A 22,258-nucleotide genomic window follows, 5' to 3' on the forward strand; every position below is an offset into this window, starting at 1 on the left:
CCGAGGACAGGGCTGAGGAGGCCGTCATGGACCTGGTCGCACCCGTCGTCGTCGAACCGCTCAAGCGCCGCCGCTGCTCGGAGTGTCTCCAGGGGCCGCTGGAGCGGATGATCGTGGAGTTCAACGCTCCGGTCTGCCTGGACTGCGCCGACCTGGGCCATCTCGTCTTCCTGCGCCGCGGGAACACCGCCCTCACCCGCCGGGCCCGGGAGGGCAGCGCGCTGTGGGCGGTGGTCGTCCGGCACAACCGGCGCCGTACCCGGTACGAGCGTCAGGGCCTCCTCGTCGAGGAGGACGCGCTCGCCCGGGCCGAGGCCGCCTGTCTCGCGGACGCGGAGGCGCGGGCCCGTCGCCGGGCGCGGGACGCGGCCCGCCGCGCGGAGCGGGACACGGCGGTCACGGCGGCCCTGGAGGCGGAGATCCTGCGGCTCTTCCCCCGCTGCCCGGGGGACCGGGCGGCGGAGATCGCGTCCCACGCCTCCAGCAAGGGCAGCGGCCGGGTGGGACGTACGGCGGCGGGGCGGGCGCTCGACCGGGGTGCGGTCACGGCCGCGGTGCGGGCCGCCGTACGGCATGTCGACACCGAGTACGACACGCTGCTCATGCGCGGGGTTCCCCGGCACCAGGCCCGGACGAGCGTCGCACCCGCCATCGAGGCGGTGCTCCGGGCCTGGCGACCCGGGTGAGGCCCGGGGGAATCCGCGGGGGCCTCAGACCTGCGCGCCCGTGCGGCGCGAGCGGCGGTAGAGGAGCGCGCCGCCGAGCAGCATCGCGGCGGCGGCCGGGGCGCCGTAGCCGACGACGTCCGAGCCGGTGCTGGCGAGTTCGACGGAGTCGCCCTGCGGGGCGGGCGCGGGGGCCGGGATCTCGGCCTCGTCGTCGACCGGGGCGGGCAGCGGCTTCGGCTGCTCCTTCACCGGCGGCTTGGGCTGCTCGACGGGCGCCTCGGGCTCGCCGGGGCCGTTGACCGCGGTGTTGCCGATGGCCGGGTTGCCGATGCCGACGACGTTGACCGAGTTGCCGCTCACGTTGACCGGGAGGTCGATCGGGAGCTGCAGGCCGTTGCCGGAGAGCACACCGGGCGAGCCCTTCGCGATCCCCTCGGCGGTGGCGCCGCCGCCGTTGGACGAGCCGCCTCCGTGGGAGCCGCCCTCGTGGGAGCCGCCGCCGGCGTGGCCACCGCTGCGCGGGGTGCCGGGCTGGTCCTTGTGGTGCCGGCCGCCGCCGTCCGCGTCCGAGCCGTAGCCCTTGGACGGGCTCGTGTTGGCGCAGCGGTTGCCCACGGCCGGGTTGAGCAGTCCGACGACGTTGACGGTGTTCCCGCAGGCGTTGACCGGGACGTGCACCGGCAGCTGAATGGTGTTGCCGGAGCCGACGCCCGGCGAACCGACCGCGGCGCCCTGTGCACCGGAGTCGGCGTGCGCGGCGCCCGCCGAGAGCGCGAGTGCGCCACCCGTGACCATCAACGTGGCCAGACCACTTCGGCGAATCTGCCTCATGGCTTCCTGCCTTCTGGAGGTATTCACGGGCATTTGCCCGTACCGCAATTAACGCGATCCTGGCGAGGCTGGATCAGGCCGCCGGGGCGTTTCACTCCATCGAGTGGGAATGGACTCGAACGGACGGGGCAACCCCTGCCGTTCGAGCGATGAACGCACCGGAGGCGGCGGTCGGTCAGCGACCGAGCAGGTCCGTGAGGGCTCCGACGGGATCGGCGTCCGGGGTGCCACGCGGCCACCAGTCCTCGCGGTCGGCGTCCGACTCGTAGCCGTACCAGAGTCCGTCGCGGCCGAAGCGGAGTTGGAGCGACCGGGTCGACAGGTGGTTGCGCCAGGGGCGGAAGGCCGGGAAGTCGGCGGCGAGCAGGGCCGGGCGGGCCCGGTCGAAGGGTCCCGCGGGCGGGTCCCAGGGCTCTTCGAGGACGGCGAGTCCGGCGAGTCCGCCCTGCCGCCAGGCGGCGACGGCGCGCGCCAGGTCGGTGGGGGTGCGGTCGAGGGCGTGGGCCAGGTCTCGGTAGAGGGCGCGGGTGGAGGCGGTGAGACCGGAGCCCGGATGGGCGGCGGCCAGCCGGACGGCGTCCTGCCAGGGGGTGAGCGTGGCGACGGCGTCGTGGCCGGTGGCCAGGAAGGCGTGGGCGCGGGCGGCGGCCTCCGTCGCGAGCAGGTCGAGCGCGAGCGGGTCGGGGGCGTGCGGGTCGGGCGGGTAGACGGGTGGCCGGCCGGGCTGGGCGGGCACGGGGAGCGGTGGCGGCAGCGCCGGCAGGACGTGGCCCGTCAGCGGGGCGAGGGCGGTGCGGGCCGGGACGGTCGCCATCGGCGGCGCGGTCGTGCTCTTCTCCGCCGCGGAACGGGCCGCGTTGCGGTGGGTGAGGGCGGCGAGGATCTCCTGCTCGCCGCGGCCCCGCATCAGGAAGAGGACGAAGGGGTCCTCGTCCAGGAGCCGGGCGGACTGGTAGCAGAGGGCGGCCGCGTGCTTGCAGGGGAAGCCGTCGTCGGGGCAGGAGCAGTCGGGGACGAGGTCGCCGGGCGCCGGCAGCAGGCCCGAGACGGCCTCCAGGGCGTGCGGGACGTCCTTGTCGAGCAGGGCGGCGATGTGGTCGGGGCGGGCGGCGACCTCGTCGAGGAACCGCTCCCAGCCGTCGTCGCCGAGCGTCCGCAGCCGGATCTCGGTGCGGTACGGGCGGGGGCGGCTGCCGTGGACGTACGCGACGACCCGGCCGGGTGTGACCGTGATCGCGTCGACGTGCCCCCGCCCCGCGTACGCCTTGCCGCGTGCGAGGCGCGCCGGGTCGAGGGCGGTGTCCTCCAGAGCCTCCACCCAGGCGTTGCCCCACCAGGTGGCGGCGAACCGGCCGTCGGGCGCCTCGCGCGGGGCGAGCGCGGGGAACGTCCGGCGCAGGTCGTCATGGCGCGGGCCCCCGAACCGCCCGGCACCGGCCCCGCTCCGGGGGCGGCGGGCGGCACCGGGGCGCGGCGACGCGCCGGAGCGCTGGGCGGAGTCGGAGCGCGGGGTGGAGTCGGAGCGGCGGTTCATGACGGCCTCCTCAGCGACACCAGATCGGCCAGCTCGCGGTCGGTCAGTTCGGTCAGGGCGGCCTCGCCGGAGCCGAGCACGGCGTCGGCCAGGGCGCGCTTGGCCCGGAGCATCTCGGCGATGGTGTCCTCCACCGTGCCCTCGGCGATCAACCGATGGACCTGCACCGGCTGGGTCTGCCCGATCCGGTACGCACGGTCGGTGGCCTGCTCCTCGACGGCCGGGTTCCACCAGCGGTCGAAGTGGACGACGTGTCCGGCCCGGGTGAGGTTGAGGCCGGTGCCCGCCGCCTTCAGTGACAGCAGGAAGACCGGCACGTCGCCGGACTGGAAGCGGTCGACCATGCGCTCCCGCTCGGCCACGGGCGTTCCGCCGTGGAGCAGTTGGGCGGGGATCGCCCGCGCGGCCAGGTGGTCGGCGAGCAGCCGGGCCATGGAGACGTACTGGGTGAAGACGAGCACCGATCCGCCCTCGGCCAGGATCGTGTCCAGGAGTTCGTCGAGGAGGGCGAGCTTGCCGGAGCGGCCGGCGAGCCTGGCCGTACCGCCGCCCCCGGGCGTCTGCTCCTTGAGGTACTGCGCGGGGTGGTTGCAGATCTGCTTGAGCGAGGTGAGCAGCTTCATGACGAGGCCGCGGCGGGCGATGCCCTCGGCGCCCTCGATCTGCGCCATGGTCTCCCGGACCACCGCCTCGTAGAGCGAGACCTGCTCGCGGGTGAGGGCCACGGGGTGGTCGGACTCGGTCTTGGGCGGCAGTTCGGGGACGATGCCGGGGTCGGACTTGCGGCGGCGCAACAGGAAGGGCCGGACCAGGCGGGCGAGCCGCTCGACCGCCTCCTCGTTCTCGATCTCCTCGCTGTTCTCGACGGCGCGCGCGTGGCGGGAGCGGAAGGCCTTGAGGGGCCCGAGGAGGCCGGGGGTGGTCCAGTCGAGCAGGGCCCACAGCTCGGAGAGGTTGTTCTCCACGGGGGTGCCGGTGAGGGCGACACGGGCAGGCGTGGAGATGGTCCGCAGCGCCTTGGCGGTGGCGGAGAAGGGGTTCTTGACGTGCTGCGCCTCGTCGGCGACGACCATCCCCCACTCCTGTTCGGCCAGCTGGGGGGCGCTGGTGCGGAGCGTGCCGTAGGTGGTGAGGACGAAGCCGGCCGGGCCGGAGTCCGGGGCGAGGCCGTCGAGGGTGCGATCGGCTCCGTGGAAGCGGCGCACGGGCACACCGGGGGCGAAGCGCTGGATCTCCCGCTGCCAGTTGCCCAGCAGCGAGGCGGGGCAGACGACGAGCGTGGGGGCGCGGCGGGCCCGGCGCAGATGGAGGGCGATGAGGGTGACGGTCTTGCCGAGCCCCATGTCGTCGGCGAGGCAGCCGCCGAGGCCGAGCGAGGTCATCAGATCGAGCCAGGCCAGTCCGCGCAGTTGGTAGTCGCGCAGGGTGGCGTCGAGGCCGGCGGGGGCCTCGGTCTCCTCGGGTCCGGCGACGAGCCGGTCGCGGAGTGTCGCGAGGGCGCCGACGGGCACGGCGCGGACGGTCTCGCCGTCGACCTCGGCGGTGCCGCTGAGGGCGACCGCGAGGGCGTCGACGGGCTCCAGCAGGCCGAGCTCGCGTTTGCGTGCCTTGCGGACGAGGTCGGGGTCGACGACCACCCACTGGTCGCGCAGCCGCACGATGGGCCGGTGGGACTCGGCGAGCGCGTCCATCTCCCGCTCGGTGAGCGGGTCGCCGTCGAGTGCCAACTGCCAGTTGAAGCGGAGCAGTTCCTCGCTGTCGAAGAACGCCGTGCCGTCGGTGGCGGAGCCGGGGGCGGTCATGGGCGGCCGGACGACGGCGGAGGCGCTGAGCGAGCGGGCCAGTTCACGGGGCCAGTGCACGGCCACCCCGGCGTCGGCGAGGCGGGCGGCGGCCGGGCCGAGCAGCTCGTACAGCTCGTCCTCGGTGACGGCGAGGACATCGGGGACGTCGCGCTCCAGGAGCCTGCCGAGCGGCGGCCAGACACGGGCCGCGCGACGCAGCGCCAGCACCGCGTCGATCCGGGCGCGCGGCCCGAAGAGCTCGTCGCCCTCGCCCGCCCAGAGGGCGGCGGCGTCGATGACGAGGGTGGGGTCGGCCAGGCTGTGGACCTGGAGCAGGGCCGCGGCGGCCTGCCGCTCGTCACCGCCCTCCTCGGCGATGTCGAAGAGTTCGTACCCGGAGAGGTCGAGGCGCAGCGAGACCCGCACCCCGGCGTCCATTCCGGCGGCCGCCTCGGCCGCCCAGGCACGCGCGCGGGGCAGGTGCTGGGCTGCGCGCGCGGCGAACGGCGCCCCGGCGGCGTGGGCGGCGGCCGGCGTACGGGGCAGGGTGTCGGCGACCGCGTCGAGGAAGGCGCGCACCAGCGCCTCCGGGTCGGGCAGCTGGAGCGGGCTGCGGCCGGGCACAGGCACCGCGTGGGCCTCGGGGGGCATGGCGGCGGCGACGGCCCGCAGGTGCGCGATGTCGTCGGCGTCCAGCGGGCCCGCCCGCCAGGCGTCGAGGTCGTCGGCGGTGAGCCCCGGCAGCAGCCTGCCCCTCGCGGCGAGGTGCAGGGCGTGCAGGGCGGCGGCGCCCCAGCAGGCCGCCGCGGGGTGGACGCCCGGCCGGTGGCGGGCGGCGACCAGCTCCGGGAGGGCCTCGGCGACACCGAGGGTCACGGCGGGGACCGTGCGGCTGCGGACCCCGGCGCCGTGCCGCCGTACGACGGTGAGCTCGATCGGTTCCGCGCCCGCGACGACGGGCAGCGGACCGCCGTCCGGGGACCAGAAGGCGACCCGGCCCTCCCTGGGCAGCGCGGCAGGGAGGAAGACGGCGGCGCAGGTCTGCGCGCTGTGCTGGGCCACGGTCCTGCTCACCTCCCGTTCCTCGACGGATTCCGACTGGATCTCCGACCTTACGGGTGGGGTCTGACAACAGGCCGTCGTGCCGCTTCGCCCGGGCGGCCCAGCACCGGATGACAGCCCGGGCGGCAGGCGGGAGGGTGACGGGGACAGGGCTTCTGCCGCCTTCGCCCGACAGACGAGGATCCGCCATGTCCGTACACCGGCGTCTCGGCACCGCCGCCGGGGCCGCGCTCCTGACGCTCGCCGTCGCGGGCTGTTCCGGCCTCGGCCGCACCGCGGTGGGCCCCGTCATCTACGAGACCCAGCGCGAGGTCGTGATCTCCGTGACGAGCCCGTCGGTGAAGGGCTGTCATCGCCTGGCGCCGTCCGGCGTGACGGCGATCGAGAACCAGACGCTCATCGACATCAAGGCGTACACCAACCGCACGTGCCAGGGCGACTACATCTACATCCCCACCGTCACGAGCAACAGGATCGCCCCGGACACCCTCCCCTGGCGCAGCTACAGCTTCGTCCACTAGCCACGCCACCGCTTCCCGTTCTCAGCGGGGTGCCGGGCGAGCCCTCACCCAGGTGCCGTCGTCCGTCAGGTAGGCGTCCACGGCGAGTCCCGCCTCGCCCAGATGCCGTTCGAAGTCCTCCTTGCTCAGGGGCCGCGAGCGGAAGGTCTGGGTCCAGCGGAGGTCCGGGAAGACGTACTCGGCGACGACCGAGTTGACGCCGTCGCCGACCGGGTCCGCCGAGAGGATCCGTACCGTGCAGCCGCTCGGGTCCCGCCGTTCGCGCGGCACGTCGAGGTGCCAGTTCTCGCCCTCGCGCTGGATCAGGACGCAGCCGTCGTCCCGTACGTGGTCTCTGCAGGTCTCCAGGAGTGCCTGGCGCTCGCGGTGTTCGGCCGTGTGCACCAGGTACGAGGCGAGCATCACCACGTCGAACCGCCGCTCCAGGGCCAGCGATTCGATCGGGCTGCGCACCGTCTCGGCGCCCGGCACCCGCTCCCGTACCGCTTCGAGCATCTCCTCCGACTCGTCCACCGCCGTCACGGCGAAGCCGCGCTCGACCAGAGGACCCGTCACCCGTCCCGCGCCACAGCCCAGTTCGAGCAGCGAGGTGCCCGCCGGCACGGCCGACGCGATCACATCGGGCTCGGTCCCGACGCCCAGCCGCCGATACACTTCGACGGCGCAGCCGTCCGGGGTGATGGCTCCGGGCCCTGTCCCTTGGTGTCCCTCACGCATCCGTACGCTCATGCCCCGGAGAACGAAGGGGCACGGGGAGCCGTTCCTTCCGGCGCCCGCGCGGGCCGGAAGCCCCTCGTTCGAGTGATGTTCGCACGCGCGCGCCGGGGGTAGACCTCCGGTAGGAGATGTGACCGCCATGCGTACGGGCAGTGAGCCGGCGACCGCGCGCAGTGCGCTGCGGATGCGGTTCTGGCTGAGTCTGTGGGGTCTGCTCTGGGCCGCCTTCGGTACGACGGTGTTCGCCCTGGTCGGCAGGCCCGGGTGGGCGGCGGCCTGTGGCGTGCTGTTCCTGGTGGCGGCCGTCGACATGTCGATGGTGCTGCACCATCTGCGCCAGGGGCCGCATTGGCAGCCCGGCCGGGACATCCCGCCCTACGAACCCGATCACGGCGGCACGGGCCGCCGCTGAGACGCGCGGCGGGACCTCGCCGTCAGTCCTCCGCGCCGAAGCGGGCCGCCTGGAGGTACTCGGGCCTGGGGTCGAGGGCCGCAGCGAGCCGGAAGTGCCGGGTGGCCTGATCGGGCCGGCCGGAGCGCTGGAAGGTACGGGCCAGGGCGAAGTGCGCGAACGCGTTGTCCGGCTCGCGCTCCAAGACGAGTTCGAACTCCAGCTCCGCGGGACGCAGTTGCGCGGCGGCGAAGAAGGCGCGGGCGCGCAGCAGCCGCGCCGCGGTGTTCTCCGGGTGGGCGGCGATCACCGAGTCGAGCAGTTTCACGGCACCGCGAGGGTCCCGCGCGGCCAGCAGGTGCTCGGCCGCGCGGAAGTCGATGACGTGGGTCTCGGGGTTCCTCTCGGCCACGGTGGCATCCTTCCCTTGCTCCGGCGTTTCAACATCGGGTGCTGCAGGGCTATTCCGCGCCTGCGCGATCCCTACCCAGCCGGGGGCACGGCCGATCGGCGCGAGCGCCTCGGCTTTGTACCGGGTTCGGCTCCGGAGCGCTCACGGGGTTCCGTCGGCCGCCCGCCGGGTCAGCTGCTCCCAGACCGCGCGCACCTGGGGTTCCAGCGCCTCAAGCGGCCCGTCGTTGTCGATGAGGAGGTCGGCGATCTTCTGCCGCTGCTCGCGCGTGGCCTGGGCGGCCATCCGGGCGCGCGCCTCGGACTCGGCCATGCCCCGCAGCCGTACCAGCCGGTCGAGCTGGGTCTCGGGGGACGCGTCGACGACCACGACCAGGTCGTAGAGGGGGGCGAGGCCGTTCTCGGTGAGGAGGGGCACGTCGTGGACGACGACGTCGTCCGGTCCCGCCGCGCTCTCCAGCTCTGCGGAGCGGGCGCCGACGAGCGGATGGACGATCCCGTTCAGGGTGGCGAGGCGGTCGGCGTCGGCGAAGACGATCGAGCCGAGCCTCGGCCGGTCCAGCGTGCCCTGCTCGGTCAGGATCTCCGGCCCGAATGCCGCCACGACGGCCGCGAGCCCGGGTGTCCCGGGCTCGACGACCTCGCGCGCGATCTTGTCGGCGTCGATCAGTACGGCTCCGTAGGAGACGAGGAGCCGCGACACTTCACTCTTGCCGGCGCCGATACCGCCGGTCAGGCCCACCTTCAGCATGAGCGGCAGCTTAGGACCCCGGCCCGGGCCGCTAGGAGTCGCCCTCCCGCTCGGCGAGGAAGCGCTCGAACTCGCGGCCCAGCTCGTCCGCCGACGGGAGGTCCACGGGCTCCGCGACGAGGCTGCCCCGGGTCTCGGCGCCTGCCACCGCGTCGTACTGGTGCTCAAGGCCCTGGACCAGGGCCGTCAGCTCGTCGTCGCCCTCGCCGATCTGGCGCTCGATCTCGGTCTGGGTGCGCCGGGCCTCGGTGCGCAGCGTGTGGGCGACACCGGGCAGGACGAGACCGGTGGCGGCCGTGATGGCTTCCAGCGCGGTCAGCGCGGCGTCGGGGTACGAGGACCGGGCGACGTAGTGCGGGACGTGCGCCGCGACGCCCAGGGTGTCGTGGCCGGACTCGGTGAGCCGGAACTCGACGAGCGACTCGGCGCTCCCGGGCACCTGGGCCTCGTCGAAGGGGCTCTTGTGGCCCGGCATGAGGTCCGTGCGGCTGCCGTGCGGCGTGAGGCCGACGGGCCGGGTGTGCGGGACGCCCATCGGGATGCCGTGGAAGTTGACCGAGAGCCTTACGCCGAGGCGCTCGACGATCTGGCGGACGGCGACGGCGAAGCGCTCCCACTCCACGTCCGGCTCGGGGCCGGAGAGGAGCAGGAAGGGCGCGCCGGTGGCGTCCTGGACGAGCCGGACCTCGATGGCGGGGGTTTCGTACGCCGTCCAGCGGTCGCGCCGGAACGTGAGCAGCGGCCGACGGGCGCGGTAGTCCACGAGCCGGTCGTGGTCGAAGCGGGCCACCACCTGGTGGGGCAGCGTGTCGAGCAGGCGGTCGACGATCTGCTCGCCCGTCTCACCCGCGTCGATGTAGCCGTCGAAGTGGTAGAGCATGACCAGCCCGGCCGACTCCTGCGCCAGGGCCACGTCCACCACGGCCAGGCCCTTCTGGTCCCATTCGTACAAATCCTGGGGATCAAGCACGATTACCGCTCCTCCTCGCGTTCCTAGGGAAGAACGCTCCCCGGCCCACCAGCATTCCCCGCGTGAGGGTTTTCGTGAGCGGAGTGTCAGCGCGCGAGCACGCGCACGCGCCCCCGGCGGGCGCAGGGGGCGCGGGACACGAAGGAGGCCCGCTCCCCCGAAGGGGCGCGGGCCTCGATCTTGGCTAGCTACTGACTAGCAGCAGAGCTGATTCAGCTCTGGCCGCCGGCCAGCTTCTCGCGCAGGGCAGCCAGGGCCTCGTCCGACGCCAGGGCGCCGGAGTTGTCGTCCGACTCCGAGGAGTACGAACCACCGGAGACGCCCGCCGGAGCACCGGCCGGAGCGGCGGCGCCACCCTCGGCAGCGGCGGCCTCGTCGGCCTCGCGGGACTTGATGACCTGAGCCTGGTGCTGCTCGAAGCGCTGCTGCGCCTCGGCGTACTGGGTCTCCCAGGCCTCGCGCTGGGTCTCGTAGCCCTCGAGCCAGTCGTTGGTCTCGGGGTCGAAGCCCTCGGGGTAGATGTAGTTGCCCTGGTCGTCGTAGGACGCGGCCATGCCGTACAGGGTCGGGTCGAACTCGACCGACGCCGGGTCGGCACCGAAGGACTCGTTGGCCTGCTTCAGGGACAGCGAGATCCGGCGACGCTCGAGGTCGATGTCGATGACCTTGACGAAGATCTCGTCGTTGACCTGGACGACCTGCTCCGGGATCTCCACGTGGCGCTCGGCCAGCTCGGAGATGTGGACCAGACCCTCGATGCCCTCGTCCACGCGGACGAACGCACCGAACGGAACCAGCTTGGTGACCTTGCCCGGGACGACCTGACCGATCTGGTGCGTGCGGGCGAACTGCTGCCACGGGTCCTCCTGCGTCGCCTTCAGCGACAGGGAGACACGCTCGCGGTCCATGTCCACGTCGAGAACCTCGACGGTGACTTCCTGGCCGACCTCGACAACCTCGGACGGGTGGTCGATGTGCTTCCAGGACAGCTCGGAGACGTGCACGAGACCGTCGACGCCACCCAGGTCCACGAAGGCACCGAAGTTGACGATCGAGGACACGACGCCGGAGCGGACCTGACCCTTCTGGAGGGTCGTGAGGAAGGTCTGGCGAACCTCGGACTGGGTCTGCTCCAGCCAGGCACGGCGGGACAGGACCACGTTGTTGCGGTTCTTGTCCAGCTCGATGATCTTCGCCTCGAGCTCCTTGCCCACGTAGGGCTGGAGGTCGCGGACGCGGCGCATCTCGACCAGGGAGGCCGGGAGGAAGCCGCGGAGGCCGATGTCGAGGATGAGACCACCCTTGACGACCTCGATGACGGTACCGGTGACGATGCCGTCCTCTTCCTTGATCTTCTCGATGGTGCCCCACGCACGCTCGTACTGGGCGCGCTTCTTCGAGAGGATCAGGCGGCCTTCCTTGTCCTCCTTCTGGAGAACCAGGGCCTCGATCTCGTCGCCGACCTTGACGACCTCGTTCGGGTCGACGTCGTGCTTGATCGAGAGCTCGCGGCTCGGGATGACACCTTCGGTCTTGTAACCGATGTCGAGCAGGACCTCGTCCCGGTCGACCTTCACGATGACGCCGTCGACGATGTCGCCGTCGTTGAAGTACTTGATCGTCTCGTCGATCGCGGCGAGGAAGGCTTCCTCGTTACCGATGTCGTTGACCGCAACCTGCGGGGTGGTGGCGGTGGTCTCGGTGCTGCTCGTCATGTGGGAAAGGGCTCCGGTTACGGACAGAAAGTCGTAGGTACTGCTACGCCGAGAGCCCGTATCGCACCGAAGAAGCCGGACAGCCTGTGAAGCGCCGTTCCCGATCAAGGGAGGCGCCTCGTGAACCGAGGGGACATACAACCGTGCGAGCGCGGCCTGCTCCGTCTGAGGCGCGCAGGCCCGCAGCGCAACCTTTAGCATACGGGGGCAGCCGGACAGGGTCAATGCGCGAAGCGCGCAGGCGGGGCGGATCGCGGCATACCCGGCACAACTCAATTCTCCCGAGGCCATGGTGGCCCCGGGGGCCGCACGGCGGCGCTGTGCGCAAACTACATCGACGGGCGAGATGAACCAAGAGTACGGACAGGAAGCCGACCCCGAGGACGGGATCGGCGGGGTCCACGGGGCCGACGGGACGGACGAGGGCGAGGCGACCCGCCGCGAGGCCGGGGACGCCGAGAGCAGCCGGGCGAGCCGGGGCTGGTGGGACCGGAACGCCGACGAGTACCAGAACGAGCACGGGGCCTTCCTCGGGGACGACCGCTTCGTCTGGGGGCCGGAGGGGCTCGACGAGGCCGATGCGGGGCTGCTCGGACCGGCCGAGGGGCTGAAGGGGCTCGACGTCCTGGAGATCGGCGCGGGCGCGGCGCAGTGTTCCCGCTGGCTGGCCGCCCACGGCGCCCGGCCGGTGGCCCTCGACCTCTCGCACCGCCAGCTCCAGCACGCCCTGCGGATCGGCGGGGACGTGCCGCTGGTGGAGGCGGACGCGGGCGCCCTGCCGTTCCGCGACGGCTCCTTCGACCTGGCCTGCTCGGCGTACGGCGCGGTCCCGTTCGTGGCCGACCCCGTGAAGGTGTTCCGCGAGGTGCGCCGGGTGCTGCGGCCGGGCGGCCGGTGGGTGTTCTCGGTGACGCACCCGATCCGCTGGGCCTTCCCCGACGAGCCGGGCCCCGAGGGCCTGTCGATCTCCGCCTCCTACTTCGACCGCACTCCTTATGTCGAGCAGGACGAGCGGGGCCGCGCGGTGTACGTGGAGCACCACCGGACGATCGGCGACCGGGTGCGGGACGTGGTGGCCGGCGGCTTCCGGCTGGTCGATCTCGTCGAGCCGGAGTGGCCGGCGTGGAACAGCCAGGAGTGGGGTGGCTGGTCCCCGCTGCGGGGGAACCTGATCCCGGGCACGGCGATCTTCGTGTGCGAGCGGGACGCACAGCCGTAGCGAGGGGAACGAACAACTCAGGCGAGCGGGACCGACAGCCTCAGTCATATGAAAGGACTGGGGCTGTGGACAGCCGGGCCCGGCGTCGGCGGTGACGTACGAGACTGAGTGCGTGATCCGAAACGACGCACTCGACCGTCTCCCCGTCCGCCATGCCGTCCCCGAGCTGCTGACCGCGCTCGAGGAGCGCGGCACGGCGGTGCTGTACGCGCCTCCCGGCACCGGCAAGACCACGCTGGTGCCGCTGGCGCTCGCGGGGCTCATAGGGGACGGACCCCGGCGGCGCGTCCTGGTGGCCGAGCCGCGCCGGATGGCGGTGCGGGCGGCCGCCCGGCGGATGGCGTGGCTGCTGGGCGAGGAGGTCGGCCACGCCGTCGGCTTCTCGGTGCGCGGGGAGCGTCGGACCGGTCCTGCGACCCGCGTCGAGGTGGTGACGACGGGTGTCCTGCTCCAGCGCCTCCAGCGTGATCCGGAGCTGGCGGGCGTGGACGTGGTGCTGCTCGACGAGTGCCACGAGCGTCATCTCGACGCGGACACCGCGATGGCGTTCCTGGTGGACGTCCGGGCGACGCTGCGGCCGGAGCTGAAGCTGATCGCGGCCTCGGCGACGAGCGACGCCGAGGCGTGGGCGCAGCTCCTCACCGTCCTCGACGGCAGCGGTCCCGCGCCGATCGTGTGGGGGAAGGGCGAGGGGCACGGCTATCTGGTGCGGTTCGCCGCGCCGCCCGCCGGCATCCGGCCCTCCCACGGCACCTGGGTGGACCCGGCGCTCCTGCGCCACGTCGCTGCGACGGTCCGGCTGGCCTGCGAGCGGCACGAGGGCGACGTCCTCTGTTTCCTGCCCGGTACGGGCGAGATCGCGCGGACGGCGGGGCTGCTGGCCGGCCTGGACGCGGAGGTGCTCCAGCTGCACGGGCGGGCCCCGGCGGCGGTGCAGGACGCGGTACTGAAGGGAGCGGAGCCCGGCGGGCGGCGCAGGGTGATCCTCGCGACCTCCGTGGCGGAGTCGAGTCTGACGGTCCCGGGGGTGCGGATCGTCGTGGACTCGGGCCTGTCGAGGGAGCCGCGGACCGACCACGCGCGGGGCCTCGGCTCACTGGCGACGGTGCCGGTGTCGGTCGCGGGCGCGACCCAGCGCTCGGGCCGCTCCGGGCGGGAGGCCTTCGGTGTGGTCTACCGCTGCTGGGCCGAGGCGGACGACGGACGCCGGGCCCCCTACCCCTCCCCCGAGATCCGGATCGCCGACCTGGCCGCGTTCGCCCTGCGGGCGGCGTGCTGGGGCGACCCGTCGGCGGAGGGCCTCGCCCTCCTGGACACCCCGCCCGCCGGGGCACTGGCGGCGGCCCGTTCCGTCCTGACGGCGATCGGCGCGGTCGACGAGGACGGCCGGGCGACGGAGCGGGGGGTACGGATGTCCCGGCTCGGGGTGCACCCCCGGCTGGCCCGGGCGCTTCTGGACGGTGCGCCCGAGGTCGGGGCGCGGCGCGCGGCCGAGGTGGTCGCCCTGCTGAGCGAGGAGCCGCCCCGGGAGTACGGGGACGACCTCGCGGCGGCCTGGCGGGCGGCCCGGCGGGGCGCCGACGGCTACGGGGCGCGCTGGAAGGCGGAGGCCCGGCGCCTCGAACGGGCGGCGGGTGAGGCGGGCTCCGGGAGCGCGGACGGGCGGCGGGGGGAGAGCGGCGCTCCGGGCGGGGGCCCGTCCGGGGCCGGAAGCCCGGCCGGCGATGCCGTCGCCGGGGGCTTGGCCAGAGGCGTGGTCGGCGGCGACGCCGGGTTCGGGGGCCTTGCCGGGGCCGGTGGCCTCGCCGGGGGTGGGGAGGACGTGGTGGCCGGGCTGGTGACGGCGTACGCGTTTCCGGAGCGGGTGGCGCGGGCGCGGGAGGGGAGCGGGTTCCTGATGGTGTCGGGGACGGGAGCCGAGCTCGCCGAGGGCTCGGGGCTCGGGCGCGCGCCCTGGCTGGCCGTCGCCGTGGCCGACCGCACCGCGCGGAGCGCCACGGCCCGGGTGCGTCTTGCGGCCGTGGTGGACGAGGCGGTGGCCCGGGCCGCCGCCGGACATCTGCTCGCCTCGGGCGAGGAGGTGCGCTGGGAGGACGGAGACGTGGTCGCCCGCACGGTATCCCGGCTGGGCGCCGTGGAACTGGCCGCGCGTCCGCTCGGGGAGACCGCCGACCCCGCGCTCGTCCGTGCCGCGCTCCTGGACGGGCTCGGGCGGGAGGGGATCGGGCTGTTGTGGTGGAGCCGTGAGGCGCGGGAGCTGCGGCAGCGGCTCGGCTTTCTCCACCGGGTGCTCGGCGAGCCGTGGCCGGACGTCTCGGAGGAGGCGTTGCTCGACCGCGCGGAGGAGTGGCTGGAGCCGGAGCTGTCCCGGGCCCGGCGGCGGGCCGACCTCGGGCGGATCGACGCGGGGCAGGCGCTCACGCGGCTGCTGCCCTGGGCGACCGGCGAGGCGGGCAGGCTCGACGAGCTGGCGCCCGAGCGGATCGAGGTGCCCAGCGGGTCGCGGATCCGGGTGGACTACGACGGTGAACAGCCGGTTCTCGCGGTGAAGTTGCAGGAGATGTTCGGCCTCGCCGAGACACCGCGGGTGGCGGGCGGCACGCCGGTCGTGGTCCATCTGCTCTCCCCCGCCGGGCGGCCGGCGGCCGTCACCGCCGATCTCGCCTCGTTCTGGCGGGACGGCTACCGGGCGGTGCGGGCGGAGCTGCGCGGCCGCTACCCCAAGCACCCGTGGCCGGAGGACCCGGCCGGCGCGGAGCCGACCCGGCACACCAGCGCGCGGCTCAGGAGGGAGCGGTAGCGGGGCCGTCCGGGGCGGGGCGCCGGCCGCGCGCCTCGAGCCAGAGGGAGAGGGCGAGCAGGAGGAGGGAGAGGGTGAGGAAGGTCCAGGGCAGATAGGAGGTGACGAGCAGGATGACGGTCCGGTTGGCGTCGACCAGCTCGACGGTGTCGCGGATGTAGTCCTCGCGCATCTTCACGTGCCCGGAGAACGCGGTGACCTTCCAGTCGGTCTTGTCGTTGCGGAGCTCCTCCTCGTGGATCTCCTCGCCGTTGACCGGGGCGCCGGTGACGGGGTCGACCCAGAACATCCGCTTGGTCGTGTACCAGATGGACATGCCCGACTGGCTGATCATCTCGGGGGTGATGCCCTTGACCGGCATCGTCTTGGGCATGGGGACCTTGGTCCAGGGGATGGTCTGCTCGAAGTAGTAGACCTCCATGCCGCGGAAGGTGCGGGTGCCCTTGTAGTGGATCGGGGAGGTGGTGCGGGAACGGGCGTCGAAGTACTGGTAGTCCCTCTTCTCGGTGAGGAAGGGCCACTTGAACTCGATGCCCTCGCGCCGGACGGGGTCGCCGTCGACCGTCGCGCCAGTGACGTTGACCGGGTCCTGGGTGTGGGCGTCGAAGACGTAGCGCTCGGGGATCTGGGAGACCATCTTGCCGTCGGGTCCGGTGATGTAGGTGAGGGCGTCCCAGACGACGACGTCACGGCCGGCGGAGCGCTCGATCCGCCGGGACTCCTCCACGTCGCCCTTGAGGGTCTGGATGATGGTGAGCTTCTCGACCTTCTTGGCGGTGAGGGTCGAGTAGTCGACGAGGGTCGCGGGCTTCGCCTCGAGGACGATCTCCTGGTACTGGTTCGGCGGGATCTTCGCCACGCGGGGGAAGACGTACCAGCGGAGGGTGGGGGCCATCGCGGCGAAGAAGACCGCGAAGGCGAGCAGGACGAGGCTGGCTCGGCGGCGCATGGACGGAGCTCCTCCTACTTCTTGGGGCCGGGGTCGGCGGTGAGGAGGGGCTTGGGCGAGGTGGGCCCGTCGGGCGGCAGATCGACCACGGAGACGAGGAGGACGACGAGGAGGACTGGGACCAGCCCGATGGCGGCGGCTACGAGGGCGCGCATGGTCGGCCTCCCGGTGCTCGATCTGATGCGGCGTCAGGGCTGGGGCACCGTAGCAACGCGGACCCGAGATGAGAACACGTTGCACTCAGAACGCAGAACGCCGCCCTCCTGTCCAGGTGGACGGGAGGGCGGCGGGCCGGCCGGCCGTGCGGAGGCGCCGCGGCGCCTCAGGGGGTCGACGGGGCGGACGTGGTCGGCGCCGGCGTCGGCGTCGGGTCGGGCACCGGGGCGGTGACCTTCAGCTCGATGGTCACGGTGCCGCCGCCGGGCGCGGTGAGCCGGAGCAGGAAGGTGCCGGTCTGGTCGTCCGCGAAGATGTCGGGGAGGGTGAGCAGCCCGGCGGCGTCCGTCTTCAGGCCGGTGAGGGTGCGGACGGGGTTGCCGTCGGCGTCCTTGAAGTACGGGCCCTTGCTGTTCTGCTGCGGGTCCTCCGCCGAGCTGATCATGGTGGCGGTCAGGCCCACCGAGGAGGCGACGACACCGTCGAGGGTGGCCTTCACCAGGACGCGGTCCGCGAACCGGCCGCCGGTGGTGGCGGTCAGCTCGGCGGCGTCGCCGCGGACCAGCGTGTCCGCCTGTCGCTCGGTGACGGTCGCGGAGAAGGAGACGGTCGCGCTGTTGCGGCCGACGGCGGTGGCCCGGACCGTGAAGGTGCCCGTCTGCTCGCCGGCCCGCGGGGACGGCGCGACGGCCCGGCCGTTGGCGGCGGTCACGACGGTCACGCTCTTCGCCACGCCGCCGAGGTTGGCGTCGGTGGTGCCGACGATCTCGAAGCGCACGCTGAGCCCGGCGACGGGCTTGCCCGCCGCGTCCAGCGCCTCGACCGTCGGGCGCCCGGCGAAGACGCTGCCGACGGTGGCCGTCAGCGTGCCGGTACCGGCGTCCTTGAGGGAGACGACCCTCGCGGCCGGCGGCTGGGTGACGGGCGGCGGCGTGACCGGCGGAGTGGTGCCGGGCTTCGACGGGGTCGGCTTCGGCGTGGTCGGGGTCGGCGAAGGGGTGACGGGCGCCGTCGGCGAGGGCTTCGACGAGGGGCGGGTGCTCGGGGTGTCGCTGCGGTCGACGGGAAGCACGCCCGTGCCGTCCGGGACCTGGTGGCTGCCGCGCTTGTAGTACTCGAACCAGGAGAGGACCGTGCGGAGGTACTCGGTCGAGCGGTTGTAGCTGAGGATCGCCCGGTCCAGGTCGGCCTTGACCGCGAGGTCGCGGTTGTTGGCGCACAGGTACATGCCCGCGGCCTGGGCGGCGTCGTAGATGTTGTTGGGGTCCTTGAGGCCGTCGCCGTTGGCGTCCTGACCCCAGGTCGCCCAGGTGGAGGGGATGAACTGCATCGGGCCGACGGCGCGGTCGTGCGTCGCGTCCCCGTCGAAGGCGCCGTCGTCGGTGTCCGAGATGTTGGCGAAGCCGACACCGTTCAGCTGCGGGCCCAGGATCGGCGAGAGGGTCTTCCCGTTGGCGTCGACCCGGCCGCCGCGCGCCTGCCCGGACTCGACCTTGCCGATACCGGCGAGCAGCTGCCACGGAAGGTTGCACGCGGGGTCGCTGGAGCGGATCGACTGCTCGGCCCGCTTGTAGGCGGCGAGGACGGTCGAGGGTATGCCGGCTTCCGCGGGGCCGGTGATGATCGGCAGGTCTATGGAAGTGCCGGGCTTGTTCGGCGTGTTCAGCGGCGGCAGGTCGGTGTAGTACGGGGAGTCACCGGTGGCCGAACCGTCGGGCGGGGTCGGCGTCGCGTCACCGGCGCCGACCGGCCGGTCCCCGGCCGCACTGTCCGAGGGCGGCGGTACGACACCGGGCGCCTGCGAGGCGGCCAGTGCCGCCACCGCCGCCGCGACGACCGCACCGCTCGTTGCTCCCCTGCGCAGACGGCGGCCGAATTGCGCTGCCATACGTGTGGTCCCTCCCCCTCGAGTGCACCCGCGCTCCCCGCGCGTGGCCTCAGGAGACCCTATGACACCGACGGGCCCCCCGACACAGCGCCCTGACCGTGTTTCACGCTTTCGTCACCTCTTGGTCGCCCACGGTCCGGGTGGAGATCGCTCCCGCATACTGGGCGTGACCGCCGACCGCCGCCGAGACGTCCGAGGCCGGCGCGGAGACGAGGGGGATGTTCCGATGCCGTTCACGCTCAGCCATGCCGCCGCGGTGCTGCCGGGCATCCGCCGCGACGGCACGGGACGCGGACCACTGATCGCCTCGGCGATGGTGGCGGGGTCGTTCGCACCCGACATGACCTATTTCGCGGCCACCGCCGTGCCCGGCGCGATGCTCTTCGGGAGCGTCACGCACTCCCCCGTGGGCATCGTGACGGTCGATCTGCTGATCACCGCCGCGCTGGTGGCCGTGTGGCTGATGGTGCGTGAGCCGCTGGTGGCTCTGCTGCCGGCCCGGCAGCAGAGCCGGGTGTACGGATTCGTGCGGGGCGGTACCTGGCGCGGGCGGCCGGTCCTGCCGCTGGCCACATGGTTCTGCCTGTCGGCGGTGCTCGGCGCCTCGACGCACGTGGTGTGGGACTCCTTCACCCACCTCGACCGCTGGGGCACCCGCGCGCTGCCGTTCCTCGACGACCTCGTCGCCGGCTTCCCGGTCTATCTGTACTTCCAGTACGGAGGGTCGGCCCTGGCGCTCGTCCTGCTGGTGTGGTTCACGGTACGGGCGCTGCGTGCCGCCCCGGGCGGGGCGACGCCGCCCGCCGGTGTGCCGGTCCTGAGCCGCCGGGGCCGCCGCCTGGCCGGCCTGCTGATCGGCGTCTGCGTCCTGGCCGGGATCGTGCACCGGTGCCTGCGCTGGTACGCGTACTGGGGTCGGATCGAGACGCCGCTGGACATCATCCCGACGGCCTGCTTCGGCGGCGGCGCGGGGCTCGCCCTCGGGCTCCTGCTGTACGGGGCGGGGATGCGGCTGCGCGCCGCGCGCCCGGCCGCGGTCCCCGAGGGGGCGGCCGGGGAAGCGGCGGCGGGCCGTGAGCCGGAGCGCTCCCGCCCCGGCCCACGCTGAGCCGGCGGGCCCTCAGTGGGCCGCCGACTCCCAGTCCGCGCCCACGCCGACGGAGACGTCGAGGGGGGCTCGGAGCGAGGCGGCCGCGGACATCTGCTCGCGGACCAGGGCCTCGACCCGCTCCCGCTCGCCCGGGGCCACTTCGAGGACGATTTCGTCGTGGACCTGGAGCAGCATCCGGGAGGCGAGTCCCGCCTCGGTGAGCGCCCGGTCCACGTTGAGCATCGCGATCTTCACGATGTCCGCCGCCGTGCCCTGGATCGGCGCGTTGAGCGCCATCCGCTCGGCCGCCTCGCGGCGCTGGCGGTTGTCGCTGTTCAGATCCGGCAGGTACCGGCGGCGGCCCAGCATCGTCTCCGTGTAGCCCGTCGCCCGCGCCTCGTCGACGACGCGGCGCAGATAGTCCCGTACCCCGCCGAAACGCTCGAAGTAGGTGTCCATCAGGGCCCGGGCCTCGCCCGCCTCGATGTTCAGCTGCTGGGAGAGGCCGAAGGCCGACAGGCCGTACGCGAGGCCGTAGGACATGGCCTTGATCTTGCGCCGCATCTCGGCGTCGACGGCGGACCGCTCGACGGCGAAGACCTGCGAGGCGACCGTGGTGTGCAGGTCCTCACCCGAGGCGAACGCCTCGATGAGGCCCTCGTCCTCGGAGAGGTGGGCCATCACCCGCAGTTCGATCTGGCTGTAGTCCGCCGTCATCAGCGACTCGAAGCCCTCGCCGACGACGAAGCCGTGCCGGATCGCCCGGCCCTCGTCCGTGCGCACCGGCACGTTCTGCAGGTTCGGGTCGGTGGAGGAGAGCCGGCCGGTCGCCGCCACGGTCTGGCTGAAGGTGGTGTGGATGCGGCCGTCGGCCGCGACCGTCTTGATCAGGCCCTCGACCGTCGACCGCAGCCGCGCCTGCTCACGGTGGCGGAGCATGATCACCGGCAGCTCGTGCTCGGTCTGCCCGGCCAGCCACGCCAGCGCGTCGGCGTCCGTGGTGTAACCGGTCTTGGTCTTCTTGGTCTTCGGCAGGTTCAGCTCGCCGAAGAACACCTCCTGGAGCTGCTTGGGCGAGCCGAGGTTGAACTCGTGCCCGACCGAGGCGTGCGCCTCCTTCACGGCCTGCTGCACCGCGCCGGCGAACTGCTGCTCCATGGCCTCCAGATGGGCCCGGTCGGCGGCGATGCCGTGCCGCTCCAGACGCGCCAGCAGTTCGGACGTCGGCAGCTCCACGTCGTGCAGCAGCTCGCGGGCTCCGACCTCGCCGAGCTTCTCCTCGAAGGCGTCACCGAGATCGAGGACGGCCCTGGCCTGCGTCATCAGCGCCTCGGCCTCCGCCGAGTCGTCGGCGCCGAAGGCGAGCTGACCGTCGGCGGCGGACGCCGGGGCGAGCTCACGGCCCAGGTACTCCAGGGAGAGCGCGTCGAGCGCGAAGGAGCGGCGGCCCGGCTTGACCAGGTACGCGGCGAGCGCGGTGTCCATGGCGACACCGGCGACGCTCCAGCCGTGCTCGGGGAAGACCCGCATCACGCCCTTGGCGTTGTGCAGCACCTTGGTCCGGGCCGGATCGGCGATCCAGGCGGCGAACGCCTGCTCGTCGGGCTCGTCGAGCTCGGTCGTGTCGAACCAGGCGGCGGCGCCGTCGGCGGCGGCCAGCGCGATCTCGCCGACGTTCCCCGTGCCCAGGGCCCAGCTGTCGACCGTGGCCATGCCCAGCGGCTTCGTGCCGTGCTCGGCGAGCCAGGGGGCCAGCTCGCCCGCGCCGAGGACCGTGCCGTCCAGCTCCACTCCGGCGGCGGGCGCCGGGGCCTGCTCCTCGCCGGCGCCCGGGTCGACGGCGAGCAGCCGCTCGCGCAGCGAGGGGTTACGGATCTCCAGCGTGTCCAGGACCATCGCGACGGCCGTGCGGTCGTACGCCACGCGCTCCAGGTCCGCCACGGTCTTCGGCAGCTCGACGTCCCGCACCATCTCCGTCAGGACGCGGTTGAGCTTGACGGCCTCCAGGTGGTCCCGGAAGTTCTGCCCGGCCTTGCCCTTGACCTCCTCGGCGCGCTCGACCAGCTCCGCGAAGGAACCGAACTGGTTGATCCACTTCGCGGCGGTCTTCTCACCGACGCCCGGGATGCCCGGCAGGTTGTCGGACGGGTCGCCGCGCAGCGCGGCGAAGTCCGGGTACTGCTGCGGCGTGAGGCCGTACTTCTCCTCGACCTTCTCCGGCGTGAACCGGGTCAGCTCGGAGACGCCCTTCGTCGGGTACAGCACGGTCACGTGGTCCGTGATCAGCTGGAAGGAGTCCCGGTCGCCGGTGACGATCAGGACCTCGAAACCGGCGGCCTCGGCCTGCGTGGCGAGGGTGGCGATGACGTCGTCGGCCTCGAAACCGTCGATCGCGAACCGCGGCGCGCGCATGGCGTCCAGCAGCTCGCCGATCAGCTCCACCTGCCCCTTGAACTCGTCCGGGGTCTTCGAGCGGTTCGCCTTGTACTCCGGGAACTCCTGGGAGCGCCAGGTCTTGCGGGAGACGTCGAACGCGACGGCGAAGTGCGTGGGCGCCTCGTCACGGAGCGTGTTCGCCAGCATCGACGCGAAGCCGTAGATGGCGTTCGTCGGCTGTCCGGTCGCGGTCGTGAAGTTCTCCGCGGGCAGCGCGAAGAACGCCCGGTACGCCAGGGAGTGCCCGTCCATGAGGAGCAGGCGCGGACGGGTCTCTTCGGTCTTCTTCGATGCTGTATCAGCCACGGACACGATCCTGCCACGGACCACTGACATTCCCGCCCACGGCGGCCCTCGGGGACGCG

General features: G+C 73.2%; 18 protein-coding genes. 6 read left to right on the forward strand and 12 right to left on the reverse strand.

All coding sequences use genetic code 11. The annotated features are described in order from the left end of the window. Positions 1-26: 26 nt before the first annotated feature. Positions 27-686 carry a DUF2293 domain-containing protein gene (locus AB0E14_RS26365; RefSeq protein WP_362422966.1) on the forward strand — a complete coding sequence of 220 codons (660 nt, stop codon included), beginning with the start codon at positions 27-29 and terminating at the stop codon, positions 684-686. Positions 687-710: 24 nt separating this feature from the next. Here AB0E14_RS26365 and AB0E14_RS26370 read toward each other — a convergent pair whose 3' ends face one another. The 3 genes from AB0E14_RS26370 to AB0E14_RS26380 all read right to left on the reverse strand — a co-directional run bounded on the left by AB0E14_RS26370 (position 711) and on the right by AB0E14_RS26380 (position 5,891). Further along, complete coding sequence (locus tag AB0E14_RS26370) at positions 711-1,499, reverse strand: chaplin (RefSeq protein WP_362422969.1); 789 nt, start codon at positions 1,497-1,499, stop codon at positions 711-713. A gap of 175 nt (positions 1,500-1,674) precedes the next feature. Beyond that, positions 1,675-3,033 carry an SWIM zinc finger family protein gene (locus tag AB0E14_RS26375; RefSeq protein ID WP_362422972.1) on the reverse strand — a complete coding sequence of 453 codons (1,359 nt, stop codon included), beginning with the start codon at positions 3,031-3,033 and terminating at the stop codon, positions 1,675-1,677. Continuing rightward, on the reverse strand, positions 3,030-5,891 hold the full coding sequence (locus AB0E14_RS26380) for a DEAD/DEAH box helicase (RefSeq protein WP_362422976.1): 2,862 nt from the start codon (positions 5,889-5,891) through the stop codon (positions 3,030-3,032). The genes AB0E14_RS26375 and AB0E14_RS26380 overlap by 4 nt, the downstream gene beginning before the upstream one ends. Positions 5,892-6,067: 176 nt before the next feature. Here AB0E14_RS26380 and AB0E14_RS26385 point away from each other — a divergent pair, with 176 nt between their 5' ends. Continuing rightward, the gene (locus AB0E14_RS26385; protein ID WP_362422979.1) at positions 6,068-6,400 is read left to right on the forward strand and encodes a hypothetical protein; all 333 of its coding nucleotides are present in this window, start codon (positions 6,068-6,070) and stop codon (positions 6,398-6,400) included. Between the two features lie 21 nt (positions 6,401-6,421). Here the strand turns inward: AB0E14_RS26385 and AB0E14_RS26390 are convergent, their stop codons facing one another. Continuing rightward, positions 6,422-7,117, reverse strand: coding sequence for a class I SAM-dependent methyltransferase (locus tag AB0E14_RS26390; RefSeq protein ID WP_362422981.1), 696 nt, complete (start codon positions 7,115-7,117; stop codon positions 6,422-6,424). Positions 7,118-7,256: 139 nt separating this feature from the next. Here AB0E14_RS26390 and AB0E14_RS26395 point away from each other — a divergent pair, with 139 nt between their 5' ends. Further along, positions 7,257-7,529, forward strand: a complete 273-nt coding sequence (locus AB0E14_RS26395; RefSeq protein WP_362422984.1) for a DUF6343 family protein — start codon at positions 7,257-7,259, stop codon at positions 7,527-7,529. 22 nt (positions 7,530-7,551) lie between these two features. Here the strand turns inward: AB0E14_RS26395 and AB0E14_RS26400 are convergent, their stop codons facing one another. The 4 genes from AB0E14_RS26400 to rpsA form a co-directional block, all read right to left on the reverse strand. Further along, positions 7,552-7,920: a tetratricopeptide repeat protein gene (locus AB0E14_RS26400; RefSeq protein ID WP_362422987.1), complete on the reverse strand. Its 369-nt coding sequence runs from the start codon at positions 7,918-7,920 to the stop codon at positions 7,552-7,554. A 141-nt stretch (positions 7,921-8,061) separates the two neighbouring features. Then, on the reverse strand, positions 8,062-8,670 hold the full coding sequence (gene coaE / locus AB0E14_RS26405; protein WP_362422990.1) for a dephospho-CoA kinase: 609 nt from the start codon (positions 8,668-8,670) through the stop codon (positions 8,062-8,064). Positions 8,671-8,701: 31 nt separating this feature from the next. Beyond that, entirely contained in the window at positions 8,702-9,640 is a 939-nt protein-coding gene (locus AB0E14_RS26410; protein ID WP_362422993.1) for a PAC2 family protein, read from the reverse strand. A gap of 212 nt (positions 9,641-9,852) precedes the next feature. Then, positions 9,853-11,355 (reverse strand): 30S ribosomal protein S1, encoded by a 1,503-nt coding sequence (gene rpsA / locus AB0E14_RS26415; protein WP_019885395.1) that lies wholly within the window; start codon positions 11,353-11,355, stop codon positions 9,853-9,855. Positions 11,356-11,701: 346 nt separating this feature from the next. Here rpsA and AB0E14_RS26420 point away from each other — a divergent pair, with 346 nt between their 5' ends. Continuing rightward, entirely contained in the window at positions 11,702-12,574 is an 873-nt protein-coding gene (locus tag AB0E14_RS26420; RefSeq protein WP_362422996.1) for a class I SAM-dependent methyltransferase, read from the forward strand. A gap of 112 nt (positions 12,575-12,686) precedes the next feature. Continuing rightward, positions 12,687-15,374: an ATP-dependent helicase C-terminal domain-containing protein gene (locus AB0E14_RS26425; RefSeq protein WP_362422999.1), complete on the forward strand. Its 2,688-nt coding sequence runs from the start codon at positions 12,687-12,689 to the stop codon at positions 15,372-15,374. On the opposite strand, the gene AB0E14_RS26430 is transcribed toward AB0E14_RS26425, so the two are convergent. From AB0E14_RS26430 to AB0E14_RS26440, 3 genes are all read right to left on the reverse strand, one after another. After that, positions 15,358-16,323, reverse strand: a complete 966-nt coding sequence (locus AB0E14_RS26430) for a DUF3068 domain-containing protein (RefSeq protein ID WP_362423002.1) — start codon at positions 16,321-16,323, stop codon at positions 15,358-15,360. The two genes, AB0E14_RS26425 and AB0E14_RS26430, sit on opposite strands and share 17 nt — an antisense overlap. A gap of 14 nt (positions 16,324-16,337) precedes the next feature. Further along, positions 16,338-16,478 carry an SPW_0924 family protein gene (locus AB0E14_RS26435; protein WP_315890806.1) on the reverse strand — a complete coding sequence of 47 codons (141 nt, stop codon included), beginning with the start codon at positions 16,476-16,478 and terminating at the stop codon, positions 16,338-16,340. A gap of 167 nt (positions 16,479-16,645) precedes the next feature. Beyond that, on the reverse strand, positions 16,646-18,367 hold the full coding sequence (locus AB0E14_RS26440; protein ID WP_362423006.1) for a lytic transglycosylase: 1,722 nt from the start codon (positions 18,365-18,367) through the stop codon (positions 16,646-16,648). Between the two features lie 226 nt (positions 18,368-18,593). Between AB0E14_RS26440 and AB0E14_RS26445 the strand changes: the two genes are divergently transcribed. Beyond that, positions 18,594-19,475: a DUF4184 family protein gene (locus AB0E14_RS26445; protein WP_362423009.1), complete on the forward strand. Its 882-nt coding sequence runs from the start codon at positions 18,594-18,596 to the stop codon at positions 19,473-19,475. A 12-nt stretch (positions 19,476-19,487) separates the two neighbouring features. On the opposite strand, the gene polA is transcribed toward AB0E14_RS26445, so the two are convergent. Further along, on the reverse strand, positions 19,488-22,199 hold the full coding sequence (polA, locus tag AB0E14_RS26450; RefSeq protein ID WP_362423012.1) for a DNA polymerase I: 2,712 nt from the start codon (positions 22,197-22,199) through the stop codon (positions 19,488-19,490). Positions 22,200-22,258 lie beyond the last annotated feature (59 nt).

Origin of the sequence: Streptomyces sp. NPDC047981 (assembly GCF_040653315.1) — a bacterium.
GTDB lineage: Bacteria > Actinomycetota > Actinomycetes > Streptomycetales > Streptomycetaceae > Streptomyces.